The organism is Myxococcus sp. AM009 (assembly GCF_013372605.1).
In the GTDB taxonomy this organism is placed as follows: domain Bacteria; phylum Myxococcota; class Myxococcia; order Myxococcales; family Myxococcaceae; genus Myxococcus; species Myxococcus vastator.
Map to the genome: position 1 here is coordinate 1 of NZ_JABXEP010000070.1, position 11,784 is coordinate 11,784.

General features: G+C 68.5%; 10 protein-coding genes. 4 read left to right on the forward strand and 6 right to left on the reverse strand.

Annotated elements, in window-relative coordinates; translation table 11 throughout:
* Positions 1-129 precede the first annotated feature (129 nt).
* Positions 130-1,401, reverse strand: a complete 1,272-nt coding sequence (locus tag HV824_RS18620) for an SBBP repeat-containing protein (RefSeq protein WP_255208151.1) — start codon at positions 1,399-1,401, stop codon at positions 130-132.
* 393 nt (positions 1,402-1,794) lie between these two features.
* On the opposite strand from HV824_RS18620, the gene HV824_RS18625 reads away from it, so the two are divergent.
* Together HV824_RS18625 and HV824_RS38230 are read left to right on the forward strand one after the other, a co-directional pair.
* A complete protein-coding gene (locus HV824_RS18625; protein WP_176417187.1) occupies positions 1,795-2,493 on the forward strand; it encodes a hypothetical protein in 699 nt (232 codons plus the stop codon).
* Positions 2,494-2,496: 3 nt separating this feature from the next.
* Positions 2,497-6,564, forward strand: coding sequence for a hypothetical protein (locus HV824_RS38230; RefSeq protein WP_176423919.1), 4,068 nt, complete (start codon positions 2,497-2,499; stop codon positions 6,562-6,564).
* Here the strand turns inward: HV824_RS38230 and HV824_RS18635 are convergent.
* The 3 genes from HV824_RS18635 to HV824_RS18645 form a co-directional block, all read right to left on the reverse strand.
* Complete coding sequence (locus HV824_RS18635) at positions 6,514-7,137, reverse strand: peptidoglycan-binding protein (RefSeq protein ID WP_176417189.1); 624 nt, start codon at positions 7,135-7,137, stop codon at positions 6,514-6,516. The two genes, HV824_RS38230 and HV824_RS18635, sit on opposite strands and share 51 nt — an antisense overlap.
* Positions 7,134-7,370: a hypothetical protein gene (locus tag HV824_RS18640; RefSeq protein ID WP_176417190.1), complete on the reverse strand. Its 237-nt coding sequence runs from the start codon at positions 7,368-7,370 to the stop codon at positions 7,134-7,136. The genes HV824_RS18635 and HV824_RS18640 overlap by 4 nt, the downstream gene beginning before the upstream one ends.
* A 113-nt stretch (positions 7,371-7,483) precedes the next feature.
* A complete protein-coding gene (locus HV824_RS18645) occupies positions 7,484-8,305 on the reverse strand; it encodes a DUF1629 domain-containing protein (RefSeq protein ID WP_176423918.1) in 822 nt (273 codons plus the stop codon).
* A 39-nt stretch (positions 8,306-8,344) separates the two neighbouring features.
* Between HV824_RS18645 and HV824_RS37455 the strand changes: the two genes are divergently transcribed.
* Positions 8,345-8,743 carry a hypothetical protein gene (locus HV824_RS37455; protein ID WP_368670898.1) on the forward strand — a complete coding sequence of 133 codons (399 nt, stop codon included), beginning with the start codon at positions 8,345-8,347 and terminating at the stop codon, positions 8,741-8,743.
* Positions 8,740-8,988, forward strand: a complete 249-nt coding sequence (locus HV824_RS37460; RefSeq protein ID WP_255208152.1) for a hypothetical protein — start codon at positions 8,740-8,742, stop codon at positions 8,986-8,988. Before HV824_RS37455 ends, HV824_RS37460 begins: the two co-directional genes overlap by 4 nt.
* Positions 8,989-9,122: 134 nt before the next feature.
* On the opposite strand, the gene HV824_RS18655 is transcribed toward HV824_RS37460, so the two are convergent.
* Both HV824_RS18655 and HV824_RS18660 read right to left on the reverse strand, forming a co-directional pair.
* Positions 9,123-10,712, reverse strand: coding sequence for an invertase recombinase-like protein (locus HV824_RS18655; protein WP_368738075.1), 1,590 nt, complete (start codon positions 10,710-10,712; stop codon positions 9,123-9,125).
* A 389-nt stretch (positions 10,713-11,101) separates the two neighbouring features.
* Positions 11,102-11,548, reverse strand: coding sequence for a carbonic anhydrase family protein (locus HV824_RS18660; protein WP_176423921.1), 447 nt, complete (start codon positions 11,546-11,548; stop codon positions 11,102-11,104).
* Between the last annotated feature and the right edge of the window lie 236 nt (positions 11,549-11,784).

The following is an 11,784-nucleotide window of genomic DNA, read 5'->3' on the forward strand; positions in this document are numbered from 1 at the left end:
GAGGTGGGCTTGGGCCCTGCTCGGGGAGGGGCGGGCTGCCGCACCCTCCGCGTCAGGCGACCGCGGAGGGCGCTGCCGGTGCCCGGCGGGAGTGCCGCGTCGGAACGGCCGTATGGGATTCCTGTCGAATCAGAAGCGGGCGAGGAAGGCGTCGTAGCCGCCGGCGCTGGTGTTGCCCCCCAGGCTTCCGAAGGTCTGCCCGGCGACGTAGGCGTTGCCGGCGGCGTCCACGGCCACGCCGCGCGCGATGTCCTGGAACGGGGTGCCCAGGGTGCGGGTGCCCAGCTTGGTGCCGAGCGCGTCGTAGCGGGTGAGGAAGGCGTCGAAGGAGCCAGCAGGCGGGTTGCCGTCGAGCGCGTCGGAGGTGTAGCCGACGAGCTGCACGACGTTGTTCGCGGTGACGGAGACGCCGAACGCGTAGTCGGTCTGCGAGCCGCCGAGCATGCGGCTCCACTGGCGGTTGCCCGCGCTGTCGTAGCGGGCGAGCAGCACGTCGACGGTGCCGTTGTTGACGTTGCCGTCGAGGCTGCCGAACGTCTCGCCAGCGAGGTAGACGCCGCCGTCGGGGCCCACGGCGACGCTCTTGGCGTCATCGAGCTCGCCCGCGTCGATTTGCCGGACCCACTGCTGGACGCCGAGGAGGTTGAGCTTGAGCAGGAAGATGTCGGTGCTCACCGGCGTGGTGGTGCCGTCGAGGCTGCCGTAGGTGTTGCCGACGACGTAGACCTCATGGGTGGGCGTGATGGCGATGCCGCGCGCCAGGTCACTCACGGAAGTGCCGTACTGCTGGAGCCAGTACGGGTTGCCCGCGGTGTCGTAGAGCGCGACGACGATGTCGTAGTTGCTGGGGTTGCCGCCGTTGGCGAAGCTGCCGCCGGTGTAGCCGGTGAAGAAGAGCTTGTCGGGCGCGCCGACGGCGAGGCCCGTGGCGAAGTCGTCCATCTGCGTGCCGTTCTGGCTCAGCCATTCGCGGTTGCCGGCGGCGTCGTACTTGGCGATGAAGTAATCGATGCCGCCCGCGTTGGTGTAGAAGTCGAGGCTGCCGAAGGTGGTGCCGGCCACGTACACGTTGCCGTCCGCGTCGGCGGCCACGGCGGTGGCGCGGTCCATCTGCGCGGTGCCGAACTGGCGGACCCACTGGAGGTTGCCGGCGGTGTCGTACCGGGCGATGAAGGCGTCCTGACCGCCAGCCTGCGGGTCGGCACCGAGCTGGCTGGTCGTCTGGCCCGCCACGTAGACGCTCGTGCCCGAGACGGCCACGGCGTGGGCCTGCTCGTCATGGTGGGCGCCGAGCTGGTGCACCCAGGACGGGGGCGGGACCTGGGCCTCGGCGACGGAGGGGGCACCCGTGGCGCAGACGACGCCGACGAGCCCGAACATGCTCAAGAGGGGGTGTTTCATCACGAACTCCATTTCTCAGTGGGGGAACCGAGCCGTGGCGCTGGGAGGATGCCTGGCGTCACGACCCCCCTTGCAAGACCACGAGCCACGGGTGCGCGGAAGATGGGTAGCGAAAGACACGCAAGATTTGATGTCTGACCCGGGGCTGAGTTGTCACGGACCCCGATGTAGATGATGCGCTGTGGCAGCTTCAGCGTGGCTGCGGATGTAACATGCGTGTATCATTCAGGATGCGCTCCAGGCGAAGGCGCCGCGGAGCTCCGCGGCGTGCTGGCGGAGAAATTCCCGCGGCGGTGCTTGTGACCCGCTACCGGACGCGCGACACTCTCTAACGGCCGGACTTCCACCACGCGCGAGGAGGCCCAGGCGCCGGCGGCCTGCGGAAGAGCTGCCATGTACATTCCTTGCAGGGATCCTTTCGGCCACCGGGACGAGTTCGACGCCTGCTTCCAATGTGGCGTCAATATCTGCACCGTCTGCAATGACGAGGGCCAGTGTGATGGAGGGTGCGAGGCGGACTCGGTGATGGAGGTGTCCGATGACGACTCGCACGAGGTCCAGGTCTTCGAGGTGAACCACCAGGGGGACCTCGATGCGCTGGTGGTCTACGACGAGTACCTGTACGCCTACATTCGCGACATCGAACGAGAGGACTCGAAGGGCGTTCCCTTCTTTCACGTCATCTTCGAGTGCATCGACCAGCAGTGGTTCGGCCAGCTCCAGGACGACCTCAGCGACATGCCGCGCTGGAACACGGCGGGGCAGGTCAGCAAGTTCTGCGTCGTGGATTTGACTGTCCCCATCAACGTGCTGCAGGACATCGTCACCGCGGTCGACGGCGACGAGCCCTACTTTCTTTCAGGCAACTGGGTGGAGATGGTCGTCAACCGCAATGACGACCCTCGCGACAATCGACCCCTGGTGGCAATCGACATCCATTTCGTGCCCCAAGGCGCCACCAACCCGGCCCTGGCTGGGTTGTCCGGCGAAATCGACTCCCGGTGGTTCATGCGCGGCATCGCCCGGGTCCCGGACACGCCCTGGGCGCTGCGGAAGCTGAAGCGCATGAGCCAGATCTGGGTGGAGGACTGACCCGTGCCAATCATCAATCTCAATCAAGGGACCGCCGACCTCCTGCTCCAGAACTGGTTTCCTGTCGGGGCGGCGAGCAGGCCACGCTTCGTGGTGGTCGTCGACGTGGGCCAGGGGAACTGCAACGTCGTCTTCAACGACAACTGGCGCCCGTTCATCTACTACGACCTGGGGGGCGGGATGAGCGGCAGTCAATTCACCTATCCCCACCCAGCGCCCACGTACTGCATCGACGCCGCCTACTCCCGCGTGATTCAGTCGCACTGGGACGAGGACCACTACCGCGCGCTGCTCCAGATGACCAACGCGCATGCCGTCAACAACCTGCACGTCCTGGCGCCAGCGCAAGACCGGTCGAACATCGCCTGGCGCGCCTCCATCCAGAAGAGCAACAGCGCGGTGGCGTTGGAGCAGTCGCTCGACGGTGAGGGGTGTACGATCCACAAGTGGCCCGACGAGGACTGGCACAATGCCCCGGTCATGCGCCGGTCCACGCACTCACACTTCCGGGTCATCAAGTGCTCGGGCAACGGCACGAACAACTCGGGGCTCGCGCTGCGGATTGAAAACCCCGGGGTGGCGGGGCAGTACATGTTGCTCACGGGCGATGCCACGTTCGAGCAGTTGCCCCACTTGGCCAATCAGCAGGTCTTCCGTCACGGGGTGGACCAGCAGTGCGTGGGGCTCGTCGCCGGACACCACGGGGCGCCCGTGGGCCACGCTCCGTATGTGCCGCGCCCCAATCGCGCGGCGGAGTACCTGATTGCCTATTCGTTTGGCTGGGGCAATGCGTTCGGTCACCCGAACATCGACCAGGGGGTGGCGGCGTACGAGAGCCGCGAGTGGGACGACGACCACCGGATGGATACCGGGGGCGCGGAGTTCGCCGCGAAGTACGCGGGGCCGCGGGGCAACGTGGGCATCCTGTGGCCGGGCGCGGCCCGTGGGCCGTGCTACGCGGACGCCACCCATACCCCGCAGGCGATAAACGGCGCGGCGGTGGCGCTCCTGGCCACGGCCGCGGCGGAGATTGATGTCTACCAGAACGTGCTGGGTACGCGGGCCCAGGTGGCGGTGGGCGCGGCCTACCAGGCGGCAATCGAGGGCAAGATTCAGCTCGTGGCCAACGCCATGCTCGTCCCCGCTGTCCAGGTCCCTCCGCGCACGCTCCCGCAGCGGGCGGCGGACATGGCGGGATTGGCCGGCACGCATGTCTCGCTCACGGGGGCCCTGGGGACCGTCGTGGCGACGGCGACCGTCGCGTCGCATGCCAATCTCCAGGCCCTGGCCGCCGCGGTCGTCGATTGCGTGATGCTCGCCGCCGCGAAGTGCGCCCAGGAGGTCACGAACTTCGTCGAAATCGTCGTCGCGGACCTGCTGAGCGACCCGTTGAACGCTCCGACGCTGCCAGACCAGGCGAAGGAGGCGGCGGCGCAGGCGTTTGGCTGTGCGGCGCACGCCGACACCCTGGAGGCGGTCCATGACGCCATCCCCACCGGCTTCGCGGCGCGCATCGTGCTCGCGGCCCACGCGCGCAATGGGGCCAACGTACCGAACGACGCGCAAATCAAGACGGCGGTGACCGCGGCCGTGTGCGCCGCGTCCCAGGCGCGAATCGGACAGCCGGGTGGCCACTACTCGCAAGGGCCGGCGGAGGCAGCCGCGACCGCGGTGGCTGCGATGGCGGCCATCCGAGAGGATGTCCGCGTGGCAATCGCGGCGGCTGCCGCGCTGGTGCCCGCGATTCCCATCAATCCGCGGGCGTTCGCACCCGCGATGCTCACCGACAACGTGAACGCCAAGCTCCTGCCGCGCATCGCCGCGGTGGCCGCCATTTGTGGCACGCCCAGCCTCGCGCTGGCGGAGGTCGCGCGCGCTGCGGTGGCGGCCGCCCGCGTCGCGTTCGCCGGTGCCTGCGGTGCCCCGCAGGTTGGGTGCCACCGTCACCCGCGCGTCTGTCCGAACGGGCCTTGTTCGCTCTCCATCCACCACTTCTTCGGCATGTTTCCGGCGTCCGTTTCGACCTTCGCGGGCACGGGCGCGAACGGCAACCTGGGAGACGCGGGGCAGGCGACCGCCGCGCAATTCAATACGCCAACGCACCTGGAGTACGACGCGGATTGGAACGTCTATGTCTCCGACCCCGGGCATCACCGCGTGCGCGTCATTGACGCCGCGGGGGTCATCCGCCCGTTCGCCGGAGACGGCAACCCGGGGTACGCGGGTGACGCTGACGCGCTGGCCACGAACGCCCGGCTCCGCACGCCGGCGGGCCTCGTGGTGGACACCTCACGCAACCGCCTCTTCATCGCGGATTCGGCGTCGCACCGGGTCCGCGAGGTCAACCTGTCCACGGGAATCATCACCACCATCGCGGGGACTGGCGCCCAGGGCTTCGGGGGTGACCGGGGGCTCGCCACCGCGGCCCTGCTCAACGCCCCCGGCGGTCTGGCGCTCGCGGTGGCGGACAACCTGCTCTACATCGCGGATACCGGCAACAACCGCATCCGCTGCGTGAACCTGACGACGGGGAGGATTCAGACCTTCGCGGGCACGGGGGGCGCGGGCCACGCGGGCGACGACGGCCCGCCTGCCGCCGCGACCCTGAACGCGCCGACCGCGGTGGCGTTGGACATGGGCGGCGGGCTCTACATCGCGGATACGGGAAACCACTGCGTGCGTCAGGTCTCGGAGGGGCTCATCACGGCCTTCGCGGGCGATGGGACGCAAGGCTTCGGGGGGGACGGCGCGGCCGCGGACGCAGCCCAGCTCAACGCCCCCTGTGGCGTAGCGGTCGACTCCGCGGGCCACGTGTACATCGCCGACCGCGGCAATCGCCGCGTGCGATGCGTGAACGCGGCGAACGGCACCATCCGCACGTTCGCGGGCACGGGCGCCAACGGGAATGGGGGGGACGGCGGGCTCGCGACCGGGGCGACCTTCAACGCCGTCTGTGCCGTCGCGGTCGACGCCACGGACGATGTCTACATCGTCGACCGGGGGCACCACCGGGTTCGCAAGGTCATCGTGGCGGATGGCTCCATTGACGGGTTCGCGGGGAGCGGCACGCCAGGATTCGATGGCGACAACTTTGATGCCATCGCGGCCGAGCTCGACACGCCGTTGGCGGTGGCCTGTGGGCGTGAGGAGGTCTTCATCGCCGACTCCGGCAACCACCGCGTCCGGCGGGTGGACAGCACCATCGAAATCTATCCGTGCGCGGGCAATGGCCACAACGGCCACGCGGGGGATGCGAATCACCCCGCCGCGGCGGCGCGGTTGGACACCCCGGCGGGGCTGGCCTACGACCGCGACCACCATGCGCTCTACGTCGCGGACAGTGGGAACCACCGCGTGCGCCGCGTGGACCTCAGGTCTCGCAACATTTCACTCGTCGCGGGCGATGGGACGCAGGGGTTCTTCGGTGACGACGGTGATGCCCTGCTCGCGCAGCTCGACACCCCCACCGACGTCGCCTATGACTTCAAGGGCGACGTGCTGTACATCTGCGACCAGGGAAACCACTGCATCCGCGCGCTCTCCATCGCCACTGGGAGCATCACCACCTTCGCGGGTGACGGCAACGCGGCGTTCGCGGGGGATGGTGGAGCGCCCGGCGCGGCGTCGCTCCACACGCCGGTCGCTGTCGCCGTGGACAACTCGCGCAACGTCTACGTGTCGACCGTCGGCGACCACCGTGTCCGCATGATTGCGTATGACGACACCACGGACACCTTCACGATGGGCACGCTGGCGGGCACGGGCGTGCAGGGGAACACCGGGGACGGTGCCGCGGCGAACGCGGCGCAGCTCGACACCCCGCAGGGGCTCGCCGTGGACGGCGCAGGTGTCGTCTACATCACCTGCACGCCGCAAGCGCGGGTGCGCAAGGTGGAGGAAGGCGTCATCACCACGCTGGCGGGCACGGGCGCGGCAGGTTTCGCGGGCGACGGTGGCCTGCCGGGGGCGGCTCAACTGAATGGGCCTCGCGGCCTGGCGGTCGACCAGGCCGGGCGCAGCCTATTCATCGCGGACACCGGGAACCGGCGCATTCGCCGTGCGATCCTTTGAGCGCTTGAAGCGTTTGCCGGGTTTGGGACGCCAGACGCCCTCCAGTGGGGGCGCCTCCTGGCGCGACCGGTAGACCTCGTCAAGGCGGGACCGGGTACCGTCGTCAAGCTCGCCACTGGGCTCGAGGCCAAAGTCCGCTTGGAAGGCCATGAGCGCCTTCCGCGTGTCGGAGCCCGCGTCGCCGTCAACAGGGCCCTGTCCGAAGCCGAGGTTGCTCAAGCGCGCCTGTACGCCTTGGACGGTGGACGGGGGCTTGAGCTTGCCCAGCTCCAGGTTCCAGGTCCGCGGCGGAAGCCCTTCGGCGAGCCACACCTTGAGGACCGCCTGGCGTGCCGCCTTGGGGACCAACTGGTCGACCAGGCCACTGTCGCCCGTGTTCCCGTCGACGGATGCCGAGTCGATGGTCAGCCGGTACTTCTTGTGGGTGTACACGCCAAAGTCGTGATTCCGCACCACCAGCCGGATGCGCACCTTCTGTTGGAGCGGGCAGGGCTCCACCGCCGAGTCCACGGGGCGGTCCGGGAAGGACTGTGTGTCGGCTTGGAGGTGGGCGAAGTTCTCTTGAGTGCTCATCGCAGGGCCCCGGCGGTGAGCTCGCAGAGCTGGTCGACGCGGGTGGACGCGGGGACGCCAGAGGCCTTGAGCACATCTGCGGCCCAGGCATGGCGGGGATCTGCGTCGAACTCGGCGCCGAGCGCGAACTGGACGTTGACGAAGCGCGCGAGGTCTCTCTCAGAGGTGAGGCCGTAGCGCCGGCCCCGCGCGATGCCGTCCTCTACGAACTTGTGGAGGTCGGACGGCGACATCGCCTCGCATGACTCCCGCCAGTGCTGGCGCACAAGGTCGCAGAGCCGCGACTCGAACCGATGGCGAGAAGCCTCCCCGAAGGTCTCCAACTGCGCCTGGCGGATTACGAGCGTCATGGAAGAGAGGATACCCATGCGCCGCCTGGAGTATCCATAGGCCGGTTGGATGAGCCGCCCCAGAGGCGGGCAGGTGCTGCGCGGTGCGACGCGCGCAGACCACGGTCTGACCCATTTACGCAGCGGTTGAGTCGGGCAATAGCCACGGCGTCGTGACTCATAGCGCGATGTCCACCTCTGAGCCCACGGGATACCAGGTGATGCCCGTGACGCCGTCCTTCTCGAGCTGTTCCTTGAGGTCCTTGCGGACAATCATCAGCCGGGGGGGCGGCCGCGGTGCGGAAGAGCTTTGCTCCAGGAGGCACCTTGTCCTCCTGCAACAGCAGGCGGCGCAGGTACATGAAGCGGTCCGGTTTCAGCGGATCCGGGTCGCCTTCTGTCTTCTCCATGTCCACGCAGTCCTGCATGCCGACGACGTTCGCGATGTAGCAGTCCTCGTTCGCGACCCGCCCACGGTGATTCAACAGCACGAAGCGGAGGAACTCGATTTCCGCACCGGAATGCTGCATGAGGAGTTCCTTCATGCGCTTCGACACCATGAAGTAATTCACGGCATTGGGGATGACGTCGGCAATCTTCAGTCCCGGTTCTTGCTTGGTCATGTTGAACCGCAGCCCGTCGGGATATTCGGCGCCCATGCGGATGCCGCGTGCGGGCTTGTGAATCTTGGGCATTCCTTCCGGGACACTGAAAATGGCGCAATACCCGTCGAGCACCAGCCATTCCAGGATGTAGAAGTCGCTTGTTCCAGTCGCCTGCGGGTCGGACGTGGTGAGCGCGCCCGGCGTCCCCGCCCCCCTTCGCGTGACGGTGGCCACCCCGGTGTCCGGCTTCGAGTCGTCCCGGGCTTGGAGTCGGTGGCCTCCATCGCCTTCAACCAGAACTTCGCCATGGCGCTCACCGCCGGCGGAGAGGTGTGGACGTGGGGAGAGAACGGGGACAGCCAGCTCGGCCTGGGCACTCCGCCCGTGGACGGCGAGACGCGGCCGCCGGACGTCACCCCTCGCTACGCCGCCACGCGCGTGCCGGGGCTGTCGGGCGCGGTCGCGGTGGGCCCAGGCCTTCGCCACTCGATGGTGCTGATGGAGGACGGCACGGTGCGCGCCTTCGGCAACAACCAGAACGGTCAGATGGGCGACGGCACCACCTCCTCGCGGTGCACGCGGACGGCACGGTGCCCGCGTGGGGCCTGGACGCCAGCGGCCAGCTCGGCACGGGCGCCCTCACCCCGGGCGGCGAGAGCGCCGCGCCGGTGAAGGTGAAGAACGTCACCCAGGCGCGCGCCGCGTTCGCCAGCGGCAACTACAGCTTCGCGCGGCTCGCGGACGGTTCGCTGCTGGCGTGGGGACAGAACGTCAACGGCCAGCTCGCCATGGGCTTCACGGTGCAGTCGCATCCGGAGCCCACGGCCTCCTCGGCGGAGGGCGCGCCGCTGTCCTCCATGGGCATGGGCGCCACCCACGTCATCGCCGTGCGCGGGGATGGCTCCGTCTTCGCCTGAGGTTGGAACACCAACGGCTCGCTCGGCCCTGATGGCGTCATCGACCGTTGGTCCTACTCGGGGCCCATCCCGGTGCCGCTGCCCTGAGACACCGGGGGGGCGGAGGGCCGTGTCCGGCGCCTCCGCCCGCCGGGTCAGTCCTTCGTGCAGACGACGTCGTCGACCTGGAGGTGGTCGCGGTCGGCCTCGCTGCGGCTCGGATAGAAGAACAGCCGCCAGTCACGCACGTTGCCCGTGATGCGGAAGAACACCGGCTGCCACGCGTCGCTGTCGACGGTGAGGAAGTCGGTGGCCGGGCTCCATCCGGCGCTCGAGTAGCTGCGATGCCGGAGGGTGCCGTGGCCCCGTACCCGGTACGAGCAGGAGTAGTTGCCGCTGGGGACGTTGAACTTCTCCGACGTGAAGCGCTCGGCGACCTGGATGGGGACCACGAACTGCAGCGCCGACGAACCGCCGTGCACCGCCGCCGTGTAGCGCACGAGGCGCGAGGGCTTGATTTCGGTGCCCGGGTCGGCGACGCCGTTGTCGAGCCCGTACCAGTAGTCCGGGATGAGATGGTCCCCGTGGTAGGGGATGTTGTAGGTGTTCCAGCTCTCGAAGCCACCATTGCGGATGATGTTCGCGGGGTGGTCGGCGGACACGCAGCGCCCGGTGGCCGTGTCGCAGGCGGGCAGCTCACCCACGCAGTCGTACGTGGTGAAGCAGGCCCCCGCGGACAGCTCGCACACGCCGCTCGTGGGGTTGCAGCTCGTCGCCGGGTGGTTGCACACGACGCCGGCGCAAGGGTCACCCTCGACGCAGAGGTGGCTGGCCGTATCGCAGACCGGCGTCTCCGGCGTCCCCGCGCAGTCCGCGTGGCGCGTGCAGCGGCCGGCGGCGACCACGCACGTGTTCGTCTCGTCGCAGGTCTGCCACTCGCTGCAGTCCGCGGCATCGTCGCACCGGCCGGCGAGCGGCTCGCAGGTCGCCGTGGCGTTCTCACAGCGCTCCCAGGCCTCGCAGGTGACCGCGTCACAGGGCTCGGCGGCCCGCGCGCAGCGCACGTCATCGATGAGCAGATGCTCGCCCTGGGTGTTGCGGATGCTGAAGATGAGCTCGAAGGTGTCGAAGACGTCGTTGGCGAGGTTGAAGCTGTACGCCACCTGCGTCCACGTCTCGCTGTCGATGGCCGTGTAGGACGAGTAGCTGGAGTAGTCGTCGTCGAAGAAGGCGTTTCGAACGTCGCCGGTGCCTTGCGCCTGGAAGGTGCAGTCGTAGCGGCCCGCGGGCATCGACTTCGCTCCGGTGGTGAAGCGCCGGTGCGTCCCCGAGGTGTTGGTCAGCCGGACCGCGTTCACGCCCTCGAAGGCGTTCGTCGTCACCTTCTGCACGCTGTCCGACGTGATGTTCGACTTGCTCCCGAACCACCGCTCCGGAAGCGCACCGGGCCACTCTTCAAAGCCCCAGTTGTCGATGACGCTCACCTCGGGCTCCACGCCCGCGTCCGGCGTCTCACTGCCCGCGTCCGGCGTCTCACCGCCCGCGTCTGGCGTCTCGCTGCCGGCGTCCGGCGTCTCACTGCCCGCGTCCGGGATTTCCTCGCCGGCGTCTGGCGTCTCGCTGCCGGCGTCCGGGATTTCCTCGCCGGCGTCCGGCGTCTCGTTGCCGGCGTCCGGGATTTCCTCGCCGGCGTCCGGCGTCTCGCTGCCCGCGTCCGGCCGCGTCTGGCCGGCATCAGGAGCCACTGCGGGAGCCGAATCACCACCACAGGCGGCAACGAAGACCAGCAGCGAAGTCAGACATACTCGAAACAACGTCAAAGCAATCCTCCGGTTCGCGGGAACGGGCTTTTCGTACCATACTTCCCTCGGGCGGGACGGAGCCGGCGCCCCAGAGGCCCTCAACGTCTTCCCCAGGGTCTGGAGGAATTCTGAGAGTCCTCAGCTTCCGTGATTCCTCGTCGCCACCGCGCGCGAGCCGCTCATGGCGCGAGGCGCTGGCCGTCGCCAGCTGCTCCCAACGCCGCACCTGGTCACAAGGCCCGCGCTGCGGGCGCGGCGCCCCGGGACGGGAGTCAGGGCGCGATACCGCCCAGGCCGGAACATGCCCGGCCTGGGACGTGTCCACCGAGACCTCAGTGACCGCGTTGCGTGCTGACGGTGCGGCCGTTCAGCGGCTGCAGCGGGCGGTTGTTCGGGTTGAGGTAGGGCAGACGCTGGAATGCGGCAATCTGCGAGTCCGACAGCTCGATGGGGTTCTTCATCACATACCACTGGAGCCCCTCTGTGCACGGGGGCGTGGTGAGCGAGCCGGCGTACTTGTAGAGCGCCTTGTTGAACGGCAGCAGTGAGCTGGCGTTGATGAGCGCGCCCGGGGGCTGGCTGTGCTCACCGGCGTGTTTGGGCAGGTTCCGGAAGGCGGTGAACAGCCCCGGGTGCACGAGGCCCTCCTTGATGAGCACGCCCACGACCGGGGCCGGGGTCCCGCGGAGGTCCTGGGCGAAGGCGCCTGAAGCAAGGCAAACGGATGACACCAGCGCGCCCCGAAGAGCGCGCACTGAGACAGTGCGAAAACGCGACATGTGTATGAGTCCTTTGGGGTGAGACGACGGACACGCGCCGGGCTTCGAGCCAGCGGCCTGACAAGTCCTGTCGACCCCGGCGGACGGTTTGTCGGTCTGTCATGACGGGTCTTGAGTGACACCGTTTCTTGTTCACCGAGCGGCGCCCCCCTTGAGTCGCGCAGCTGTCACGGAGATACGTCCGGTCCTGGAATGTCTGGTTGTTCCGGGGGGAGGCGTTCCTAGAATGTTGCTGC